Consider the following 20,293-nt stretch of genomic DNA (forward strand, 5'->3'; position numbering starts at 1 on the left):
CAGGTCATTTTCGTGTGAAAGGTGCCACGAGTTCCACATGAGGTGACCAGCGGAATTGGTCGACCGGTTGGACCCACGGCATGATGAAGCCGGCTTCGGTCAATGTCTTGGCATCGCGGGCAAAGGTGACCGGGTTGCAGGACACCATGGCGATGGTTTCGATGTCGGATCGCGCGAGCGTTGCGATTTGTGCCGCAGCCCCGGCGCGAGGCGGGTCGATAACCGCCGCGTCATAGCCGTGCAACTCATCAGGCTCCAGCGGGCGGCGAAAGAGGTCGCGCGTTTCAGTCGTCACCCTTTTGAGGTTCTGCCCGTTGCGCCACCCATGGTCGAGCGCGTAGAGCATTGCCGCTTCGCCCTCGACAGCGTGTATTTCCGCGCGTCTGGCAAGGGGTAGGCTGAAGGTGCCGCATCCGGCGAAAAGATCGATGATCCGGCTTGCGTCTTGGGTGATGCTGTTGACCGCTTTGAGCAGGGTCTCTTCACCGTGGTTCGTCGCCTGCAGGAAGGCCCCCGGCGGTGGCGTGACCACAGTTCCACCGAAATCCTGCGTTGGTGGGTTGAGCATGACGACAGGTTCATCGTTCCAGACCAGCCGTGACAGATGGTTGTTCTGGGCGAAGGCTGCAAGTTCGATGCGGAGTTGTGGCGTAAGGTCTTTGTCCGTGGTGACGTGGATGTCGGGGCCGTTTGCCGTGTCGGTGACCGTCAGGGCGATCTCGCCTTTTCGGGAGCAGGCCATGATGGTGAGTTCTTCCAGCGCGGGCAGGCAACCCGTCAGTGCTGGGGTGACAAGGATGCAATCGGGAACAGCAATTACGGTATCTGATCCCTTTGCGTGAAAACCGACCATCGCGCCTTTCTTGGTGCGTCTTCCCGAAAACTTGGCACGGCGACGGGAGTGGGTTGGGGACGTAACGATAGCTTTGATTGGTGCGTCCAAGCCCTGTGCGCGAAGGGATTTGGTCACGATTGACGTTTTCCAGTCCACGACAAAGTCATCACGAGCGTGCTGCATAGCGCAGCCGCCACAGGATTTGAAATGCTTGCATGGTGGTGACACCCGGTCGGGTGATGGCGTGATGATACGCGGGCCCGTGTCTGTCAGCGCGACCTCCTCCCCAGGTAGGACACGCGGGATCAGATCATCCCCGGTCCGGCCAAGACCATGATGTGTCAGATCTTCGATCCGCATTTATTCCGCAGCGTCCCGCACGTTGATGAAGCCACCTGATTGCCGATTCCAGTAGCGGGCATAGAGGCCGCCCTTGGCCAGTAGGTCGTCGTGGGTGCCTTGTTCGACGATCTGCCCTTCGTCCAGCACGACGATCCGATCCATGCGCGCCAGCGTGGACAGCCGGTGCGCGATGGCGATGACGGTTTTGCCGTCCATGATCCGTTCGAGGGCATGTTGAATGGAGGCTTCGACTTCGCTGTCGAGCGCACTGGTCGCCTCATCCAGCACAAGGATCGGCGCATCTTTCAGGATCGCGCGGGCGATGGCGATCCGTTGACGCTGTCCGCCGGAGAGCTTCACACCGCGTTCGCCCAGATGCGCGTCATATCCCGCGCGGCCTTTGTGATCTTTCAGTTGGATGATGAAATCGTGCGCCTCAGCCTGTTTTGCAGCGGCTTCGATTTCGGCATCGCTTGCGTCGGGGTTGCCGTAGCGGATGTTGTCGCTGGCGGAGCGGTTGAACATGGCCGTTTCCTGCGTGACCATTGCGATCTGACCGCGGAGACTTTCCTGAGTGACGTCACGGATATCCTGGTCGTCGATCAGTATCACGCCTTGTTCGGTATCGTAGAGCCGTAGGAGGAGGGCGACCAACGTGGATTTACCCGCGCCAGACGCACCGACGAGGCCGAGTTTTTCACCTGGTGCGACGGTAAGCGACACATCGTCCAGTCCACCCGGTCCGCCACCATAGCTGAAGCTGACATTTTTCAGGGCGATGGCACCGTTATCAGCACGTAACGTCGTCGCGTCATCCGCATCGGTCAGCGTGTGCGGCGGGCTGAGCGTGTTCATCCCGTCCTCGATCTCACCCACGTTGGCGTACATGCCCATCAGCGTGAAACTGACCCAGCCGGTCATTTGGGACAGGCGAAGAGAGATGGCCCCGGCAGCAGCGATATCGCCTGCGCTTGCCGTGCCTTGCGACCAGAAATAAAGGATCGATCCGACGAGGATGACGGGTAGCAATCCACCCAGCGCCATCAGCCAGAACCGGAATGAGGCGGAGGTCCAGCCGAAGGCCACAGACCGATCCATCAGTTCCGACATGGCATCGATGGCGACCCTGTCTTCGTGGTCATCATGGGCGAAAAGTTTCACTGTTTTGATGTTGGTAACCGTGTCTACGATCTGGCCGGTGACCATTGCGCGCCCCGCCGCCCGCGCCTTGGACCGCGCGCGGATGCGCGGCATGAAATGGCGAATCATCCAGATATAGGCGACGACCCAAAGCGCCAGCAAAGCGGCAGATCGCGCGTCGATCGTGAACAGCAGGATCACCGAGCCGACCAGCGAGGCGAGCGCGAAGGCAACCGTGTGGATCATATCGACCATCACATCGGTGACGGCGCGCGCCACCTGCCCTTGTTTCTGTGCGATCCGCCCGGCGAAATCGTCATCGAAGAAGCTGACGGAATGGCCCAATGAGTGCCGAAACACACGGGTGAGCGTGAGGTTGATCAAAGACGGGCCGACAACGACGGCCTGCATCATACCAGAAACACCAAGGATCACAGGGCGCAAGACGAGGAAGAACAAAAGTACCCCACCAAGAAGCAACAGGTTGCTGGAAAAGAAACCTTCGGGCGATCCGGCCAAGGCGGCGTCGATGACGAGGCCCAGCATGAGGGCGGTGAGGGCCTCGAGAAGACCAGCCATGGCAGATATGATGCCGGCCAAACCAGTGATCTTATAGCTGCCCTTGAGGCACCAATGCATGTAGGCCATCAGGGTACGCGGCGGTGGGCCGTCTGCCTCTTGCAGCGGGTCGATCCAGGTTTCCGGCTTCATTCCGCGACCTGAAGGTCTTGTCCCAGAAACCCGCCCGATTGCCGCGCCCAGAATTTCGCGTATTGCCCGTTGGCAGCCAGCAGTTCGTCATGCGTGCCGTCTTCGATGATCCGTCCCTGATCCATGACGATGATGCGGTCCATCTGCGCGATCGTCGACAGGCGGTGGGCGATGGCGATAACAGTCTTACCCTCCATCATGCCATAAAGCGTGCTTTGGATGGCGGCCTCGACCTCGGAGTCGAGCGCGCTTGTCGCCTCATCCAATAGAAGGATCGGCGCATCTTTGAGGATCACGCGGGCCAGTGCGATCCGTTGCCGCTGCCCGCCGGACAGCTTCACGCCGCGTTCACCAACTTTGGCATCGTAGCCCTTGTCTTTGTCATTATCTTCGAGCGTCAAGATGAAGTCGTGCGCCTCGGCCTTGTGGGCGGCAGCGATCATGTCCTCCTCGGTAGCATCGGGGTTGCCGTAGAGGATATTGTCGCGGACCGACCGGTGCAGCAGCGCACTGTCCTGTTGCACCATACCAATGGTGCGCCGCAGGCTATCTTGGGTGACCTGCATGATGTCCTGCCCGTCGATACGGATCACACCACTTTCGGCGTCGTAGAACCGCAAGAGCAGCTTGACGAGCGTCGATTTCCCTGCGCCGGACTGCCCGACAAGGCCGACCTTTTCGCCGGGCTTGATCGTCAGGTTGATCCGGTCGAGCCCGCCCTTTTCCTTGCCATAATGGTGGGACAGGTTTTCGATCTCGATCTTGCCGGGGCCGATTTCAAGCGGTTTTTTCGTCTGGTCGACCAGTGTGACGGGCTGTGCAATCGTCTCCATCCCCTCAGACACGACACCAAGTTCGCGAAAGAAATTGCTGGTCGCCCACATGATCCAGCCGGACATGGAGTTCAGGCGCAGCGCGAGCGTCGTCGCAACAGCCACGACACCCACGGTCGCTGTCCCCATGCCCCACAGCCACATGGCCCAGCCCACGACACCGACAATCAGCAGACCGTTCAGGATCATCAGGCCGACATCCATGATCGTATACAGCCGCATCTCCGCATGGAAGGTGCGCCGCCCTTCATCCATTGCCTCTTTTACATAGGCGATTTCGCGGTCGTGATGGGCGAACATCTTGACCGAATGGATATTGGTATAACTGTCCACGATCCGGCCGGTCACCTTGCTGCGCGCGTTGGACGCGGCCTCTGACGCGGGGCCGATCCGTTTGACGACCCAGCGCAGCAGCAGAAGGTAGGGGATCAGCCAGAACAGCAGCGGGATGATGAGGCGGGGGTCGGCCTGACCGAGCAGAATTGCCGCTGCCACGACGTAAGCCGCCGCGAAGGTGAGCGCGTCGAACAGTTGGAACATGACCTCACCCGCCGCAGACGGCGTTTGCATGATCCGGTTGGCGATGCGTCCGGCGAAGTCATCCTCGAACCACCCCACTGATTGCCGCAGCACGTGCCGGTGGGCGCGCCAACGCACCAGCGTGGCAAAGTTCGGCAGGATCGTCTGATGCAGCAGCAATACCTGCAGAACATGCATCGCGGGCCGCAGGGTCAGGATGAAGATGGCGACGAGGATGAATTCAAACCCATGGCTCGCCCACACCTCGGTCGGTGCGCCGCCAGATAGCGTGTCAACCAGCCGCCCGACATAACCCAGAAGCCAGATTTCAATCGCCGCAATGACGATCGACCCCAAGGCCGTGACGATCAATACCCTTTTGAACGGTTCCGCGTAGATCCGCAGAAACGGGTAGAGCCGCTTGGGCGGCGTGTCGGTCTCCTCATACGCGGTATAGGGATCGACCAGTTCTTCGAAAAACCGAAACATTGGTCAGCCTTAATGGGGTTACCCAAGGACACATAACAAGGTTTACGTCAGAGGAAAACCAGAAGGGAAAACAATCCAAGAGCGAGCGCCATGATCCGCATGAAGACACGCCAAGCCGTTGGGTTGGCGAGTAAATATGACAGGAGCGATCCTGCCGCCGTCCAGAACAGGCAGACGCCAAGATTGATGCCCGAGAAGGTCCCGGCGAGTGCCGTGGCTTGCTGAGTCGGGGTGAGGGTGGCGACATAGGCCGTAGCGCTGAGGGCGACGGCCCAGACCTTGGGGTTGACCCACTGGAACAGCACCGCCTCGATAAATGTGAAGGGTCGGTCCTTGGTGGATTGCTTGGCCGGGTTCGCCTGCCAGAGCATGTAGGCCATGTAGAGGATCCAGAGGCTGGCGATGATTTTCAGGACCAGCGTAAGGGCCGGTTGCGCGTTCAGGATCGCGCCGATGCCAAACCCAGTGATCCCCGCGGTGATCCCGACCCCGACGGCGACGCCTAGGATGTGGGGGATCGTAGGACTGAACCCGAAACGGGCACCGGACGTGGTGAGAAGGATCACGTTGGGGCCGGGTGAGAACAGCCCGAAAAAGACGAAACCAAAGAGCGGAAGCAGTTCAGCCAAGCAGGTCGTCCTTGGTGAGGGTGAAGGCTGAAGCGATCCATTTGGCCTCGGCCTCTTTCAGTGCTTGGCCCAGCGCTGGGCCCCTGAGTGCTGGCATCAGATCAGCGGCTTTGAGGGGAAAGACCTGTTGGGCGGCGTGTTGGATTTGTTTGAGCAACGTTTGGTCGATGTCTTGCGATAGTGCTGCGCTTCGGACGGCGAGCGCGTCGGTGCCAATGGCGGCGCCTTCGCGGTAAGCAAGTTCGGGGAGGGGTGTTTCGGACTGGATCAGCGCGAGCCTTTTGGCTTCTTCTTTCGACAGCCGTAGGTTTTCCACTGGCGTACCGCCCAAAGCTGCGAGGCGCCGGATCGGGTCCGGCGCGAGGTTGGCTTGGGATTCGAGGTGGATCAGGACAGGGAGCGTTTTGGCCGTGCTGCCCGGTAGGATTTGGCCGAGCGCACCGGTGGCGGCCATGGACGCGACTGCCGGGGCAGGATTGGGCGCGCTCAGCAGTTTGAGCAACTCGCTTGTGACCCGCTCCACCGATAGGGTTTGCAGCCCTTCCACATGGGCGGCGCAGGCGGCAAGCCCGTCGGGGTCGGGGCCGTCTTGGCCATACCATGCATGGAAGCGGAAGAAGCGGAGGATGCGCAGGTAGTCTTCCTTGATCCGCTGTTCCGGGTCTTCGATGAACCTGATCCGCCGGGCTTGGAGGTCGGGCAGACCGCCGAGCGGGTCGGCGATGTTGCCGTCTGCATCCGCATAGAGCGCGTTCATCGTGAAATCGCGCCTGCGGGCGTCGTCGGTCATGTTGTCCGCGAAAGCGACGGTGGCCCGTCTGCCGTCGGTGGCGACGTCGCGGCGGAAGGTCGTGATCTCGAACGGGATATCGTCTGCAACGACGGTGACAGTTCCATGTTCGATGCCGGTGGGGATGACTTTGAGGCCTGCCGCTTTGGCGAGCTCCATCACCGTTTCGGGATGTGCGTCTGTCGAAAGGTCGAGATCGGCGACGAGTTCACCGAGCAGCGCGTTGCGGACGCAGCCGCCGACGAACCACGCCTGATGCCCCGTATCGGTCAGCATCGCGCAGACTTGCTGGGACGGCTTTTGCGTCAGCCATGCATCCGTGATCTTCATGACATGCGTGCCGCGAGCGCGCGCAGGATACGCGCAGTCGCGCCCCAGATGTAATACGGGCCGTAGGGGACGGTGTAGTAGTAGCGTTTGCGGCCTTGCCAGCGGCGCCCTTCGATCAGGAAGTTGTCAGGGTTCATGACATGGGCGAGCGGGACCTCGAAAACCTCGCTGACTTCGCCCGCCTCGGGAACAAACTGCAGGTCGCCGCGCAGGATGGCGAGGACAGGTGTGACGCTGTAACCGGTCACTGTCTGGTGAGCCGGTAAGGTACCGAGGATTTGGGCACGGTCACGCGAAAGGCCAATCTCCTCTTCCGCCTCACGCAATGCCGCGGCCTCGGGTGTTGGATCACCCGGGTCCTGTTTCCCGCCTGGAAAGGCGATCTGGCCCGGGTGGTGTTTCAACCGGGCTGACCGTTTGGTGAGGATCAGCTTTTCCGTCTCTTCCCGCACAGCGACCAGCACCGACGCCTTGGTCAGCGGGATATCGGGCGCTTTCACGTCCTTGTTCAGGTCGAAATCGGATGAGGCGCTGCCCTCTGCAGACAGTGCCGCCATCAATCGCGTCTGAAGATCAGGCATCCTTGGCTTCGAAACCGAGCACGGACGGGTCAAAGCTATAATGTGCCCCGCAGAACTGACAATCGGCAGTGACGGTGCCTTCGGGCGTTGTCATCGTCGCGATGTCCTTGGCCGAATAGATCGACAGACTTTGCTTGACCTTGTCCGCAGAACAGCTGCAGCCGAATTTCACCGGTTGCGGATCAAAGACGCGCGGTTGCTCGTCATGGAACAGACGCACGAGCAGATCGGTCGGCGCGATACTTGGGCCGATCAGTTCGATATCCTCGACCGTATCCAGCAACGTATTGGCACGGGTCCAGTTTTCGCCTTCGTCGTCGTTCAGGATATCTTCGGCTTCGAGCAGGCCATCCTCGCCCGAGCCGCCTTCGCCGGTCACATGCGGCGAGGCTTCGGGCATGTGCTGCAACATCACGCCACCGGCGCGCCAATGCGTGTCCTGCCCCGGCAGCTGTGACTGGCCGTAGGTTAGCGCGAACCGGGTTGGCAACTGTTCGGACTGCGCGAAATAGGTCTGCGCACAGGCCGCGAGCGAGCCCCCGGCGATGGGCGTGATCCCCTGATAAGGGGTCATGCCCTTGCCTTGGTCGATCAGGATCGCGAAATACCCTTGGCCGATCTGGCTGAACGGGTCGGCGGTTTCATCCAGTTTCTCGGCATCATAAGACGCATAGGCGCGAATGCGCGCCGGCTGACCGTCTTTCGTCGGGCCATAGTAGTCGGTCGCAATCAGGCGCACGGCGCCAGAGCCACGCACTTGCAATGACAGCTTCCAGCGTAGTTTCACCGTTTGCCCGATGAGCGCGGTCAGCAAGGCCATCTCGGCCACGAGCCCCTCGATCAGGGGCGGATAATCGTGCTGCGACAACACCTGTTCCAGCACGCCATCCAAACGGGCCACCCGTCCGCGGATGTCGGAGGCGTCAAGTTGAAACGGCAGGACGGTATCGTCCCAGGCAATCTGCTGGCCGAGGCTCATAGGCTTTCCTAACATGTCAGGGGCTGGCATACCGCGCCGATATAGGCGGGGCAACCATCGCTGCAAGGGGTTAAGCTATGATCAGACGGTATGGAGATGCGCCGCAAAACGGGCACCGTTATGTGTTGCGACCCGGCGCCTATGCGATCCTGCCGCGGGATGGGCGGCTGTTGTTGACCTATCAAGCCGAACCGCATTGCGAGGTGCAACTGCCCGGCGGCGGGATTGATCCGGGCGAAAGCCCGGTGCAGGCGCTGCATCGAGAAGTGTTCGAGGAAACGGGCTGGCGGATAGCTGCGCCGCGCCGCGTGGGTGTGTTTCGGCGGTTTGTCTATATGCCGGAATACGGGATCAATGCGGAAAAGGTCTGCCACATCTATGCGGCGCACCCGGTGCGCGCGCATGGCGCGCCGACGGAAGAAGGGCATATGGCAATATGGCTGACCCCGCAGGATGCGATGGGGGAATTGTATAATGCGGGGGATGTGGATTTTGTGCGGCGGCTGTTTGGCTAGCCCGGTATTTCCATTCGGATGGACGTCAGGCGTTCGCCATTTGAATAGGTGTAAACCACAAGTAACGCCGCGCCATTCGCATTAATTACATCGGCGATATATTGCGGCACGCCACCACCATTCGCGATAAGTTGCGGGATTTGAGCACGATTGGCTGGATCGCCGTACAACGCATCAACATCATCCAACTCGTCGCGGCGATTGAAACGATGAAAATTTGCCCGGTCTTGTTGGATCATGGTCGACGGATTCGTCAGAATGGCGCCGCTTGAGGTTGCCATGTCCTTGGCGCTGATCAGGGTCAAATATGTGTCCGTCAGCTGTTGCTCCGCCAGAGCACCAACAGGAGTACAAAGCAGTCCGAGACAAAACACCTGTTTCAGCATGATAAGCGCACTCCCTTAAATTCTGACACTAGCCTGGCTTTCTGAATTTCGCCAATCCTTGCCCCTCACCCCGAAACCCTTTATCGCGCCGCGTTAGACATATCTGACGCAAAGGCACGCGCATGACGGCTCCGAAGAAAGTGGTTCTCGCCTATTCTGGCGGGCTGGATACCTCAATTATCCTCAAGTGGTTGCAGACCCAATATGGCTGTGAGGTGGTCACATTTACCGCCGATCTGGGTCAGGGCGAGGAGCTGGAACCAGCGCGCAAAAAGGCCGAGATGATGGGCGCCACGGGCATCTATATCGAGGACCTGCGCGAAGAATTCGTCCGCGATTTCGTGTTCCCGATGTTCCGGGCGAATGCGCTTTATGAGGGGCTGTACCTGCTGGGTACGTCCATTGCACGGCCCCTGATTTCGAAGCGTCTGGTTGAGATTGCCGCCGCTGAAGGCGCTGATGCCGTGTCCCACGGGGCCACCGGCAAAGGCAACGATCAGATCCGCTTTGAACTGGCCGCTTATGCGCTGAACCCTGAAATCAAGGTCGTCGCCCCGTGGCGTGAATGGGATCTGGGGAGCCGGACCAAGCTGATCGACTTTGCCGAGAAGCATCAGATCCCGATTGCCAAGGACAAGCGGGGCGAGGCACCATTTAGCGTCGATGCGAACCTGCTGCATACATCATCCGAGGGGAAGGTGCTGGAAGACCCCGCCAAGGAAGCACCGGACTATGTTTATCAGCGAACCGTGGCGCCAGAAGATGCCCCGGATACGCCCGAGATGGTCGAGATCACGTTTGAAAAAGGTGATGCGGTCGCGATCAACGGCGAGACGATGTCGCCTGCGACGATCCTGACCAAGCTGAACGAATTGGGTGGCAAGCATGGCGTGGGCCGCCTTGATCTGGTGGAAAACCGATTCATCGGGATGAAGTCGCGGGGGATTTATGAGACGCCGGGCGGGACCGTGTTACTCGAGGCGCATCGCGGGATCGAGCAGATCACGCTGGATGCGGGCGCGGGTCATCTGAAAGACAGCATCATGCCCCGCTACGCGGAATTGATCTATAACGGCTTCTGGTTCTCGCCCGAGCGGGAGATGCTGCAGGCGCTGATCGACAAGTCGCAAGAACATGTTTCCGGGACTGTGCGCGTGAAGCTCTACAAAGGGTCCTGCAACACGGTGGCCCGCTGGTCGGATCAGACGCTCTATTCCGAAGAACATGTGACGTTCGAGGATGATATGGGTGCCTATGATCAGTCAGACGCGCAGGGGTTCATCCAGTTGAATGCCTTGCGGCTGAAGCTGCTGGCGGCGCGCAACAGGCGTTCGAAAGGATAGAAATGGCATTCGAGGCGCGTCCGATCACTGGCGACGATGTTGTTCCTTTGGAAAACGTCACCGTGCGCCCGGATCAGGACCGCTTTATCGCTGCCAACATCGTGACCATCGCACAAGCGCGGTTCGAGACCGGGGCTTATGACTTCTGCCTATGGGACGGCGATACCCGCGTCGGCCTGATGGCGCTGATCGACATGGCCGAACACGACGACCGGAGCGAGATCGACGCGCCGGATGCAGTTTATGTCTGGCGTCTGCTGATTGGGACAGATTTTCAGCGGCAGGGTTATGGCAAGGCGGCGATGGCGTTCGCGGAGGATTGGGGCCGACAGCGCGGGCGCCGCTGTATACAGATTCAGGCCGTTGAGGAAAACACGCCCGCCATCGGGATGTATCAGTCGCTGGGATATGTGCTGACGGGCAAGAGAGCGGGTAGCGAGATGCAGTTGGAAAAGCTGCTTTAGGTCGTCACCCAGCGTCACTGTTGCCGGATATGCCTTGCCTCACTAACCATGGCGTTAGTCACGAGGGAGGTTGTTTTGGACATTTCAGAGATCGCAGGTCGCATGCAGCAGGGTCTGTCGAAACGTCAGTTTGACGGCAGCCTGAAGTTTGATTGCGGGCCGGATGGTGTGATCGTTCTGGCCGACAATGCGGTCAGCCGGGACGATCAGGAAACCGATTGCACGATCAAGATCACGGAATCCAATCTGGCCAAGCTGATCACCGGCAAGCTGAACCCGATGACGGGCGTAATGATGGGTAAGCTGAAAGTATCCGGTGATGCCAAGGTCGCCATGAAATTGGGTGAGTTGCTGAAAGCCTAGATCTTTCGCGCGACCATGGCCTCGTAGTGTGGCAGGGCGTGGTTCAAAAGGTCTTGGTCCGCTGAGCCGACTTCCGGCAACGGCCCCTCGACGCCGGCGAAGCCTGTGCTTTTGTGTACCTCATTATACCAGTGTTTAGCCCAGATACCGTCCTCTTTCCGTGGACCGGCGGGCCATGACAGCATCGCATTGTCGAATGGTAAGTCGATGACATCGCAGAGTTTTTGCAGTATGCCTTTTGGGTCCGCCCGAATATCCGCGCTGTCGACAACGATCCCGCCAAGTTGGTCGTAAATCCGCGTCTGAGCGGCAAAGCCGATATCGTCGGCGGTCATGGTGTTTCGTTTCGCACCATAACTGGCGATGACCCGGGCTGGATGTCGGATGAGATGGATGTTCACGCACTCTGTTGCCCAATCAAGGGGGAAGCCGTCGATCATGTGGTGCGGCATGTGCTTCATGTAGAAATGCGCTTTGCTGTCGGGGATCGGTCCGACACAGCGCTGGGCGACCGCGGCGGGATCGGTTTCGTGAGCCTCCAGAACCTGATCCCGCATCGGGTGATCAGCGCCAGTGGCGGCGAGGTAGGAGGCGTAAAATGGCTCATCCCAGATCGCGAAATCGGGGCGATTGCCGAAAGCGTACATCATCGCGGTGGACAGGTTCCGGGGGCCGGACCACATGGCGATTTTCATTGTGCACCGCCCGTACACACGGTGTACACACAGCGTGCGCACGGTGTGCAGCTACGCATTGGCGATAAGCTCTTTGTAGAGGCCACGTAGCCGCTCTGTCATTGGCCCGAGTTCGCCGGTTCCGATCACCCGCCCATCGATGTTGCCCACAGGTGTCTGTGCCCCGAACGTACCGGTCAGGAACGCCTCATCCGCCGAGTACGTATCGACGAGGCTGAAATTGCGTTCATGGATCGGGATGTCATTTGCCCGGCAAAGGTCGATGACCTTTTGCCGCGTGATACCATTCATGCAGTAGTCACCGGTACTGGTCCAAACCGCCCCTTTCTTCACGATGAAGAAGTTGCAAGCGTTCGTCGTGTTCACGAAGCCATGCACATCAAGCATCAGCGCCTCGTCCGCCCCAGCCTTTTGCGCCGCGATGCAAGCTAGGATGCAATTCAGCTTGGAATGGCTGTTCAGTTTCGGATCCTGCGTCATGGGCAGGCCCCGTTGATGCGGGACAGTGGCGAGGGTGATCGGGCGAGCAATGGACGGCGTGGAATGCTCCACGATGATCACGAATGTCGGCCCTTGTTGGGACAGGCTGGGGTGCTGGAAGGGGCGGGTTTTGACCCCGCGTGTGATCATGAGACGGGCATGAGCGTCGGTCGACATGCCGTTGGCGCGTTGGGTGTCGTGCAGCGCGGTGATCACCCCGGCCTGCTCCATTCCGATATCCAGGTCAATCGCCTTTGCTGCCTCGAACAAGCGGTCGAGATGTTCGTCGAGAAACGCCCATCTGCCATCGTAAAGCCGCAACCCCTCCCACACACCGTCGCCCAGCAGGAAGCCGCTGTCATAGACGCTCACCATTGCTTGCGCCTTGGGGACGATACGGCCATCGACATAGATCAGGATGTCTTCGTTACGGGCGTCCTCCTCGGCTTGATGGGTGGTGACCTTGGTCATGCGGGTCTTTCTGACTGATGCAGGTGACGGCGATATATCCGGATTTCTGCAATCCTATCCTCGATGTTGCCGGTCGCAAGACATTCCGCCCGCTATGGTCGCGAAAGCGGTTTCGGTGTTAAGCTGATGTAGTTGGTCATGTCCGGTAGGAGACGAAAGATGAAGAAGGCCCTTATCGCGGTTTGTGCATTCTGCATGTCGACCCTTGCATCGGCGCAGGATTTTTACATGCCTCCGTTGATGGGCGGTGATGTCGCGGTGGGTCTGGCAGCGCAAAGCCATATTCAACGATCCGAAGAAAACCGCGCGCAGGCCGACACCGCTGCGGTTGATTTGACCTTTTCGTCCAGCGCAGCGCGCACGCAACAGAACCTGCAGGACTTTATCGCGCGCACGCCAGACCCGGCGGCCAAGGCCGATTTGCAGCAGTTGGTCGCGGCACAACCCGACATCATCGATCTGATCGGCAATGCCATTCGGTCCTATGGGTTGGATCCGCATAACGTGGCGGACGCCTATTCGGTATGGTGGATCAATAGCTGGCTGGTTTCACAAATGCGTGGTGATGATGTAGGCCGGGCGACGGTGCAGGCTGTCCGCGACCAAGCCCGCGCAGCGTTGGCTGACATCCCGGGCTTTTCACAGACCAGCGATTCAGAGCGTCAAGCATTCGCCGAGGCGTTGTTGTTGAACGCCGCGATCCTTGACGGTGCATTCGAACAATCGAAGAATGATCCGGCCGCCCTACAACAGCTTGCGCAAGCAGCCAGTCGCGGCGCAATGAACACCGGCATCGATCTGTCGCTGATGACGCTGACGCAAGACGGATTTGTGATGCGGTGATGTATATTCAATGGGCCGCGTCCACGTATCTAAGGAGGTTGCCATGTTTCGGTTGATCAGGATCGCGCTTTTTGCTGCATTGCCCGGCGCCGGGATGGCCGAAGATGTTCAGACCGCCGTCGTCGCCGGTGGGTGTTTCTGGTGCGTCGAGAGCGATTTCGAATCTGTCGAAGGCGTGCAAGAAGTCATTTCTGGCTATACCGGCGGGACGACCGATGACCCGACCTATCGCACGCTGAAGGGATCAGGACACTACGAGGCTGCGCAGATCATCTATGACGCGGATGTGATCAGCTATGACCAGTTGCTCCATGCCTTTTTCCGGTCGATTGATCCCACCGACGATGGTGGGCAATTCTGTGATCGGGGTGATGTGTATCGCACGGCTGTGTTCGTAGCGAATGACGCGGAGCGTATTGCTGCAGAGGCGGCGAAAACGGAGGCTCGGGCGGAATTGGGTCAACCGATTGTTACGCCGGTCCTGGACGCTGCCGCGTTCTATGAAGCCGAAGCGTATCATCAGGATTACTATCTGGGCGACAGCATCATCCTGACCCGTGGCGGGCCAAAACGGCAGAGCGAAGCCTACAAGTTCTATCGCACAGGCTGCGGACGCGATGCGCGGGTACGGGAATTATGGGGCGATGCCGCGCCTTTTGTCGGTAGTCACGGCTGAAACGCCTGCACCTCTGATAGGTCGGGGATCACATCTGCGGTGCCGTGTCGCGTGACCATGAGCGCCGCTGCCTTCATCGCCTGCCCAACCGCTTGCGCCATGGGCATCCCGCGGTCCAAACCGGCCAGTACATAGCCCGTGAATGTATCCCCCGCGCCTGTGGTATCGACGGGATCGACCTTGATCGCCTCGAAATGTTGCTTGCCATCGCGGCTATGCCAGTCGGCACCATCGCCGCCAAGCGTGACGATCACGTCTTTGACGGGCAGGCCAGCGGCGGATTGGCCGGTGGCCTTTTCCAGTTGCTCAGCCTCCACCGCATTGAGGATCAGGACATCAAGATGGGGCAGGACGGCCTGCACCCGATCCGGATCGAACGGGGCGGCGGCGTAAGCGACCTTCAGCCCCATCTTCTTTCCCAAAGCCGCCGCTGTCCGCTGCAGATTGGTTTCGTTCTGGATGACCAGCCAATCGCCTGTTTCGGCCTCGGCCATGGCCGTCTGAAGCGTCGTTTGCGGGATTTCGCCGTTCGCACCGGGATGCAGGATGATGGCGTTTTCACCTTGAGGGTCGACCATGATGATCGCCTGCGCTGTCTCTGTGTCTATTTCGGTGATGTTGCGTGTATCGACGCCGTATTCCAGCAGACGCTCGACCGCCCAGCGCCCATCAGGCCCGACCGCCCCGATATGTTTGACTTGTGCGGCGGCGCGCGCCGCGGCGACGGACATATTGGTGCCCTTGCCGCCAAGGAAAGTTTGACGATTTGTCGATGACAACGTCTCACCAGGTGCCGGAATATGCGGGACGGCATAGACAACATCCGCATTGATCGAGCCGAGGTTCCAGATGGTCATCAGTCCACCCGGCAGGCTGCGATCACGGCCATGTTGAGGATATCGTTTACTGTGGACACGGTCGAGCAGATCTGGATCGGCTTGCCGATGCCGGACAGGATCGGGCCGATGACAGTGGCTCCGGCCATTTCCTGCATCAGTTTGACCGAGATCGAGGCAGAGTGGCGCGCCGGTACGACCAGCACATTGGCGGGGCCGGTGAGCCGTTGGAAGGGATAGTTTTCCTGTGCCTGCGGGTTGAGGGCCACGTCGACGGTCATTTCGCCCTCGTATTCAAAATCAACCTTGCGCTGATCAAGCACCAATGGGGCGCGGTGCATCTTTTCCGCTCGCTCTGACACTGGATAGCCGAAGGTTGAGAAAGACAGGAACGCGACCCGCGGGTCGAGTCCCAGTTCGCGCGCGACGGCAGCGCCCCGTTCCGCAATATCGGCGAGATCATTCTCGTCGGGCCATTCGTGGACCAGTGTGTCGGCGATCAGGACGATCCGGCCCTTGTTGAGCACCGCCGTCACGCCAACCGCCCCGTCGTGCGGCTGTGCATCGAAGACATAGTTGATCAATTCGAGGATATGCGCGGATTTACGGGTCGCCCCGGTGACCATTCCGTCGGCATGTCCATGGGCGAGCATCAGCGTTGCAAAGACGTGCCTATCGCGGGCGGCGAGCCGATGGACATCTTGCGCGTCGAAGCCTTTGCGCTGGAGCCGCTGGTAAAGGAAGTCTTTGTAGGTTTCCAAATGGTCAGTGTTGGCCGCATTGACGATTTCAAGTTCATCGACCGCTTCGGACAGGCCTTCGGCTGTCAGCTTTTCACCGACGTCATCTTCGCGCCCCACCACAAGTGCCTTACCCATGCCAGACCGCTGGTATTGCACGGCTGCGCGAAGGACGCGGGGATCGTCGCCCTCGGCGAAGACGACGGTCGATTGGTTCGCGCGCGCCCGCGTGTTGAGGTTACGCAGGATGGATTGGGTCGGGTCCATGCGGGATTGGAGCACCTGTTCGTAGGTGTCCATATCCACGATCGGTCGGCGGGCGACACCGGTTTTCATCCCCGCCTGCGCGACGGCCGTAGGTATGCGATGGATCAGGCGCGGGTCGAACGGCGTGGGAATGATGTAATCGCGCCCAAAGGTCAGTTTCTTGCCGTAGGCCATCGCGACCTCATCCGGGACGTCTTCGCGGGCGAGCGCGGCGAGCGCTTCGGCGCAAGCGATCTTCATCTCGTCGTTGATCGCGCGGGCGTGAATATCGAGCGCACCGCGGAAGAGGTAAGGAAATCCAAGGACGTTGTTCACCTGGTTGGGGTAGTCGCTGCGCCCGGTGGCGACGATCGCATCGGGTCGGACGGCGTGGGCGTCTTCGGGCGTAATCTCGGGGTCGGGGTTGGCCATGGCGAAGATGACCGGGTTATCAGCCATGCTTTCGACCATGGCTTGGGTCACCGCCCCTTTGACCGACACGCCAAGGAAAACGTCGCAGCCCTTCATCGCCTCTTCCAGACTGCGCAGATCGGTTTTGACGGCATGCGCCGACTTCCATTGGTTCATGCCCTCGGTGCGGCCTTGGTAAATGACGCCCTTCGTGTCGCAGACGATGCAGTTATCGTGCCGCGCGCCCATGAATTTCAGAAGTTCGATGCAAGCGATGCCCGCAGCCCCGGCCCCGTTCAGGACGATCTTTACATCTTCGATCTTCTTCCCCGACAGGTGCAGTGCATTAAGCAAGCCAGCGGCGCAGATCACCGCCGTCCCGTGCTGGTCGTCGTGGAACACGGGGATGTCCATCTGCTCTTTCAGCGTCTGTTCGATGATAAAGCATTCGGGCGCTTTGATATCTTCGAGGTTGATGCCGCCGAAGGTAGGCCCCAGCAGTTTGCAAGCCTCGATGAATTTGTCAGGGTCTTCGGTGTCGAGTTCGAGGTCGATGGAATTCACGTCCGCGAAACGTTTGAACAGGACAGATTTCCCCTCCATCACCGGTTTACTGCCCAGCGCACCAAGATTGCCCAAACCAAGAACCGCCGTCCCGTTCGAAATCACGGCGACAAGGTTCCCCTTGTTCGTATAATCATAAGCGGTGGCCGGATCGGCGGCGATTTCCTCGCAAGGGATCGCCACACCGGGGGAATAGGCGAGCGACAGATCCTGCTGCGTGGTCATCGGCACGGTCGCCTGAATTTCCCACTTGCCCGGTGTGGGCTGCATGTGGAATTGCAGCGCATCCTCGCGGGTCACTTTCGTCTTGGCCATGCTGTCCCCCCATTATCGTCCGCCAGACATAGCGGGTTCGGGATTGCCCCTGCAATGGGCTGATTTCGGGGTTTCGTCGCTAACATGCCGCCGATATTGTGCCCCGAACGATCCGGGGGACGCATGAGCAAAGCCACGACGACGCCGATGATGGCGCAGTATCTTGAGATCAAGGCCCAGCATCCCGACGCGCTGCTTTTCTACCGGATGGGCGATTTCTACGAGATGTTCTTTGACGATGCTGTCGCTGCGGCAGAGGCTTTGGACATCGCATTGACCAAGCGGGGGAAGCACGGCGACGAGGACATCCCGATGTGTGGCGTGCCGCACCATGCGGCGGAGGGGTATTTTCTGACGCTGATCCGCAAGGGTTTTCGCGTGGCGGTCTGCGAACAGATGGAAAGCCCGGCGGAGGCGAAAAAACGTGGCTACAAGGCGGTTGTGAAGCGTGAAGTGGTCCGGCTCGTCACACCCGGGACGCTGACCGAGGATTCACTGCTAGACGCGCGGCGCCATAACTTTCTGGCCGCCTATCATGTCGTGCGGGATGAGGGCGCGCTTGCCTGGGTCGATATCTCGACAGGGGCGTTTCATGTGATGCCTTGTGCGGGAGTAGCTTTGGGGCCGGAATTGGCGCGACTGACTCCCCGCGAAGTGATCGTTGTTGATGGGTCAGAGGCGGATTGGTCCGGCGTTGTGTCCGAGGCTAGCGCGACATTGACGACTCTGGGTGCGGCGGCTTTTGACTCGACCGCGGGTGAGAAGCGGCTGTGCGATCTTTACAAGGTCGGATCGCTCGATGCGTTTGGCGCGTTTTCACGGGCCGAGATTGCGGTGATGTCCGCAGTGGCGGAGTATCTGAACATCACCCAGCGTGGGAATTTGCCTCTCCTGCGCCCGCCATCGAAAGAGGTGCAAGCGGCGGCGATGCAGATCGATGCGGCGACGCGCCGATCGCTGGAATTGACCCATGCGATGGCGGGCGGGCGGCAGGGGTCGTTGCTGCATTGCATTGATCGGACCGTTACGGCTGGCGGGGCGCGGTTGCTGGAACGACGGTTGGCATCGCCCTCGTGCGACTTGACGACGATCAATGCACGGCTAGAGGCGGTGGCGTTTTTTGTGGAACAGTCGCGGCTCGCGGCGGATGTGCGCGAGGCCTTGCGCGGCGTGCATGATCTGGACCGGGCCTTGTCGCGGCTGGCGCTGGATCGTGGTGGCCCGCGAGATATGGCGGCGGTGCGGAATACGTTGGGGCAGGCTTTGGCGCTGGCTGAACTGTTGCCGCATGACATACCACTCGCGGACGCAACGCGGGACCTAACCGGGCATGATGAACTGCTGGCGATACTGCATGAAGCGCTGATTGCCGAGCCGCCTTTGTTGTCGCGCGACGGTGGCTTTATCGCACCAGACTATGATGCCGAACTGGACGAAGTGCGGACCCTACGGGATGAGGGCCGGTCGGTCATTGCTGGAATGCAGGCGCAGTATGTGGAACAGACCGGCGTTGGGTCGCTGAAGATCAAGCATAACAACGTGCTGGGGTACTTTATCGAGACGACCGCGACTCATGCCGACAAGATGATGGCCGATGACCGGTTCATCCATCGCCAGACGACCGCCAATCAGGTGCGATTTACGACGGTGGAGTTGTCTGAGACCGAAACCAAGATTTTGAACGCGGGTGGTCGCGCGCTGGAGATTGAGAAGCGGCTGTATCAGTCGCTCCGGCAGGCGATCATCGATCAGGCGGGGCCTTTGGGAGCATTGGCGCGCGCATTGGCCGAGATTGATCTGGCGGCGGGGCTTGCAAATCTCGCCGCGGATGGCTGGGTGCGGCCCAAGGTGGATGACAGCCGCGCGTTTGAGATCACGGGCGGGCGGCATCCGGTGGTCGAAGCCGCTTTGCAGAAGGACGGCGCGCCGTTTGTCGCCAATGATTGCACGCTAAGCGACGCGCATATCTGGCTGCTGACCGGGCCGAACATGGCGGGTAAGTCGACGTTCCTGCGGCAGAATGCACTTCTCGCGATCCTCGCACAGATGGGGAGTTTTGTGCCTGCGGCGGAGGCGCATATCGGGGTCGTCAGTCAGATTTTCAGCAGGGTTGGTGCATCGGACGACCTCGCCCGAGGGCGGTCGACCTTCATGGTCGAGATGGTTGAGACAGCGGCAATCCTCAACCAGGCGGATGACCGGGCGCTGGTGATCCTCGACGAAATCGGGCGCGGGACGGCGACCTATGATGGCCTCTCAATCGCCTGGGCGACGTTGGAGCATCTGCACGACGTGAACCGCTGCCGAGCCCTCTTCGCCACGCATTACCACGAGATGGCGGCGCTCGCGGGCAAGCTGGACGGGGTCGAAAACGCGACCGTCGCGGTGAAGGAGTGGGAAGGCGACGTGATCTTCCTACACGAGGTGCGGCGGGGTACGGCGGACCGGTCCTATGGCGTTCAGGTCGCGCGACTGGCCGGGCTGCCGCCGGTCGTGGTGGAGCGGGCGAAAGTGGTGCTGGAGGCGCTGGAAAAAGGCGAACGCGAGGGCGGCGGAGCGCAGAAGGCGATCATCGATGATCTGCCGTTGTTTTCGGCGGTGGCAGCGCCCGTGGTGGCCCCGCCAAAGGAGTCGGCGGTTGAGGGTCGGTTGAAGGATGTGTTGCCGGATGAGCTGACGCCGCGGGAGGCGCTGGAGTTGGTTTATGAGCTGCGGGGGTTGGTGGGGGATGGGTGAGACAAAACGACGACAAATAAGACAGGCGTCA

Annotated in this window: 19 protein-coding genes; 7 read left to right on the forward strand and 12 right to left on the reverse strand. The window is 60.1% G+C overall.

Translation table 11 applies throughout. From position 1 onward, the window contains the following. Positions 1 to 4: 4 nt before the first annotated feature. Genes V8J85_RS10345 through hslO form a run of 7 tightly spaced genes read right to left on the reverse strand, consistent with a single transcriptional unit; the run spans position 5 to position 8,178 of the window. Positions 5 to 1,195 (reverse strand): class I SAM-dependent RNA methyltransferase, encoded by a 1,191-nt coding sequence (locus V8J85_RS10345; protein ID WP_339953655.1) that lies wholly within the window; start codon positions 1,193 to 1,195, stop codon positions 5 to 7. Then, positions 1,196 to 3,028, reverse strand: coding sequence for an ABC transporter ATP-binding protein (locus tag V8J85_RS10350; RefSeq protein ID WP_339953656.1), 1,833 nt, complete (start codon positions 3,026 to 3,028; stop codon positions 1,196 to 1,198). Further along, positions 3,025 to 4,869 (reverse strand): ABC transporter ATP-binding protein, encoded by a 1,845-nt coding sequence (locus V8J85_RS10355; RefSeq protein WP_339953657.1) that lies wholly within the window; start codon positions 4,867 to 4,869, stop codon positions 3,025 to 3,027. The genes V8J85_RS10350 and V8J85_RS10355 overlap by 4 nt, the downstream gene beginning before the upstream one ends. Before the next feature lie 47 nt (positions 4,870 to 4,916). Further along, positions 4,917 to 5,498 carry a LysE family translocator gene (locus V8J85_RS10360; RefSeq protein WP_339953658.1) on the reverse strand — a complete coding sequence of 194 codons (582 nt, stop codon included), beginning with the start codon at positions 5,496 to 5,498 and terminating at the stop codon, positions 4,917 to 4,919. Next, positions 5,491 to 6,618, reverse strand: a complete 1,128-nt coding sequence (locus V8J85_RS10365; RefSeq protein WP_339953659.1) for a CCA tRNA nucleotidyltransferase — start codon at positions 6,616 to 6,618, stop codon at positions 5,491 to 5,493. Before V8J85_RS10365 ends, V8J85_RS10360 begins: the two co-directional genes overlap by 8 nt. After that, positions 6,615 to 7,199, reverse strand: a complete 585-nt coding sequence (locus V8J85_RS10370) for a CoA pyrophosphatase (protein WP_339953660.1) — start codon at positions 7,197 to 7,199, stop codon at positions 6,615 to 6,617. Before V8J85_RS10370 ends, V8J85_RS10365 begins: the two co-directional genes overlap by 4 nt. Then, complete coding sequence (gene hslO, locus V8J85_RS10375; protein WP_339953661.1) at positions 7,192 to 8,178, reverse strand: Hsp33 family molecular chaperone HslO; 987 nt, start codon at positions 8,176 to 8,178, stop codon at positions 7,192 to 7,194. The genes V8J85_RS10370 and hslO overlap by 8 nt, the downstream gene beginning before the upstream one ends. A gap of 77 nt (positions 8,179 to 8,255) precedes the next feature. On the opposite strand from hslO, the gene V8J85_RS10380 reads away from it, so the two are divergent. Beyond that, positions 8,256 to 8,693, forward strand: a complete 438-nt coding sequence (locus tag V8J85_RS10380; protein WP_339953662.1) for an NUDIX hydrolase — start codon at positions 8,256 to 8,258, stop codon at positions 8,691 to 8,693. Here the strand turns inward: V8J85_RS10380 and V8J85_RS10385 are convergent. Beyond that, a complete protein-coding gene (locus tag V8J85_RS10385) occupies positions 8,690 to 9,079 on the reverse strand; it encodes a hypothetical protein (protein WP_339953663.1) in 390 nt (129 codons plus the stop codon). The genes V8J85_RS10380 and V8J85_RS10385 overlap by 4 nt on opposite strands. Positions 9,080 to 9,201: 122 nt before the next feature. Here V8J85_RS10385 and V8J85_RS10390 point away from each other — a divergent pair, with 122 nt between their 5' ends. From V8J85_RS10390 to V8J85_RS10400, 3 genes are all read left to right on the forward strand, one after another. Further along, positions 9,202 to 10,422, forward strand: a complete 1,221-nt coding sequence (locus V8J85_RS10390; protein ID WP_339953664.1) for an argininosuccinate synthase — start codon at positions 9,202 to 9,204, stop codon at positions 10,420 to 10,422. Between the two features lie 2 nt (positions 10,423 to 10,424). Beyond that, positions 10,425 to 10,886 (forward strand): GNAT family N-acetyltransferase, encoded by a 462-nt coding sequence (locus V8J85_RS10395; RefSeq protein WP_339953665.1) that lies wholly within the window; start codon positions 10,425 to 10,427, stop codon positions 10,884 to 10,886. Between the two features lie 102 nt (positions 10,887 to 10,988). Further along, positions 10,989 to 11,249: an SCP2 sterol-binding domain-containing protein gene (locus tag V8J85_RS10400; protein WP_445285896.1), complete on the forward strand. Its 261-nt coding sequence runs from the start codon at positions 10,989 to 10,991 to the stop codon at positions 11,247 to 11,249. Here V8J85_RS10400 and V8J85_RS10405 read toward each other — a convergent pair. Beyond that, positions 11,246 to 11,944: a sulfotransferase-like domain-containing protein gene (locus V8J85_RS10405; protein ID WP_339953667.1), complete on the reverse strand. Its 699-nt coding sequence runs from the start codon at positions 11,942 to 11,944 to the stop codon at positions 11,246 to 11,248. The two genes, V8J85_RS10400 and V8J85_RS10405, sit on opposite strands and share 4 nt — an antisense overlap. A gap of 51 nt (positions 11,945 to 11,995) precedes the next feature. Then, positions 11,996 to 12,895 carry a D-amino acid aminotransferase gene (locus V8J85_RS10410; protein ID WP_339953668.1) on the reverse strand — a complete coding sequence of 300 codons (900 nt, stop codon included), beginning with the start codon at positions 12,893 to 12,895 and terminating at the stop codon, positions 11,996 to 11,998. A gap of 159 nt (positions 12,896 to 13,054) precedes the next feature. Here V8J85_RS10410 and V8J85_RS10415 point away from each other — a divergent pair, with 159 nt between their 5' ends. Beyond that, on the forward strand, positions 13,055 to 13,738 hold the full coding sequence (locus V8J85_RS10415; RefSeq protein ID WP_339953669.1) for a DUF6683 family protein: 684 nt from the start codon (positions 13,055 to 13,057) through the stop codon (positions 13,736 to 13,738). A gap of 43 nt (positions 13,739 to 13,781) precedes the next feature. Continuing rightward, positions 13,782 to 14,414: a peptide-methionine (S)-S-oxide reductase MsrA gene (msrA, locus tag V8J85_RS10420; RefSeq protein WP_339953670.1), complete on the forward strand. Its 633-nt coding sequence runs from the start codon at positions 13,782 to 13,784 to the stop codon at positions 14,412 to 14,414. On the opposite strand, the gene V8J85_RS10425 is transcribed toward msrA, so the two are convergent. Together V8J85_RS10425 and V8J85_RS10430 are read right to left on the reverse strand one after the other, a co-directional pair. Then, positions 14,405 to 15,271 (reverse strand): ribokinase, encoded by an 867-nt coding sequence (locus tag V8J85_RS10425; protein WP_339953671.1) that lies wholly within the window; start codon positions 15,269 to 15,271, stop codon positions 14,405 to 14,407. The two genes, msrA and V8J85_RS10425, sit on opposite strands and share 10 nt — an antisense overlap. Further along, entirely contained in the window at positions 15,271 to 17,526 is a 2,256-nt protein-coding gene (locus tag V8J85_RS10430; RefSeq protein ID WP_339953672.1) for an NADP-dependent malic enzyme, read from the reverse strand. Before V8J85_RS10430 ends, V8J85_RS10425 begins: the two co-directional genes overlap by 1 nt. A gap of 123 nt (positions 17,527 to 17,649) precedes the next feature. On the opposite strand from V8J85_RS10430, the gene mutS reads away from it, so the two are divergent. After that, positions 17,650 to 20,262, forward strand: coding sequence for a DNA mismatch repair protein MutS (gene mutS / locus V8J85_RS10435; RefSeq protein WP_339953673.1), 2,613 nt, complete (start codon positions 17,650 to 17,652; stop codon positions 20,260 to 20,262). Positions 20,263 to 20,293 lie beyond the last annotated feature (31 nt).

Source organism: Yoonia sp. 2307UL14-13 (assembly GCF_037572755.1).
Taxonomy (GTDB): Bacteria; Pseudomonadota; Alphaproteobacteria; order Rhodobacterales; family Rhodobacteraceae; genus Yoonia.

Coding starts and splice junctions, on each gene's coding strand:
- V8J85_RS10365 (WP_339953659.1), bottom strand. CDS start 6,618: ATGAAGATCACGGATGCATGGCTGACGCAAAAGCCGTCCCAGCAAGTC.
- V8J85_RS10430 (WP_339953672.1), bottom strand. CDS start 17,526: ATGGCCAAGACGAAAGTGACCCGCGAGGATGCGCTGCAATTCCACATG.
- V8J85_RS10390 (WP_339953664.1), top strand. CDS start 9,202: ATGACGGCTCCGAAGAAAGTGGTTCTCGCCTATTCTGGCGGGCTGGAT.
- V8J85_RS10410 (WP_339953668.1), bottom strand. CDS start 12,895: ATGACCAAGGTCACCACCCATCAAGCCGAGGAGGACGCCCGTAACGAA.
- V8J85_RS10425 (WP_339953671.1), bottom strand. CDS start 15,271: ATGACCATCTGGAACCTCGGCTCGATCAATGCGGATGTTGTCTATGCC.
- mutS (WP_339953673.1), top strand. CDS start 17,650: ATGAGCAAAGCCACGACGACGCCGATGATGGCGCAGTATCTTGAGATC.
- V8J85_RS10385 (WP_339953663.1), bottom strand. CDS start 9,079: ATGCTGAAACAGGTGTTTTGTCTCGGACTGCTTTGTACTCCTGTTGGT.
- hslO (WP_339953661.1), bottom strand. CDS start 8,178: ATGAGCCTCGGCCAGCAGATTGCCTGGGACGATACCGTCCTGCCGTTT.
- V8J85_RS10345 (WP_339953655.1), bottom strand. CDS start 1,195: ATGCGGATCGAAGATCTGACACATCATGGTCTTGGCCGGACCGGGGAT.
- msrA (WP_339953670.1), top strand. CDS start 13,782: ATGTTTCGGTTGATCAGGATCGCGCTTTTTGCTGCATTGCCCGGCGCC.
- V8J85_RS10405 (WP_339953667.1), bottom strand. CDS start 11,944: ATGAAAATCGCCATGTGGTCCGGCCCCCGGAACCTGTCCACCGCGATG.
- V8J85_RS10380 (WP_339953662.1), top strand. CDS start 8,256: ATGATCAGACGGTATGGAGATGCGCCGCAAAACGGGCACCGTTATGTG.
- V8J85_RS10350 (WP_339953656.1), bottom strand. CDS start 3,028: ATGAAGCCGGAAACCTGGATCGACCCGCTGCAAGAGGCAGACGGCCCA.
- V8J85_RS10355 (WP_339953657.1), bottom strand. CDS start 4,869: ATGTTTCGGTTTTTCGAAGAACTGGTCGATCCCTATACCGCGTATGAG.
- V8J85_RS10400 (WP_445285896.1), top strand. CDS start 10,989: ATGCAGCAGGGTCTGTCGAAACGTCAGTTTGACGGCAGCCTGAAGTTT.
- V8J85_RS10395 (WP_339953665.1), top strand. CDS start 10,425: ATGGCATTCGAGGCGCGTCCGATCACTGGCGACGATGTTGTTCCTTTG.
- V8J85_RS10415 (WP_339953669.1), top strand. CDS start 13,055: ATGAAGAAGGCCCTTATCGCGGTTTGTGCATTCTGCATGTCGACCCTT.
- V8J85_RS10370 (WP_339953660.1), bottom strand. CDS start 7,199: ATGCCTGATCTTCAGACGCGATTGATGGCGGCACTGTCTGCAGAGGGC.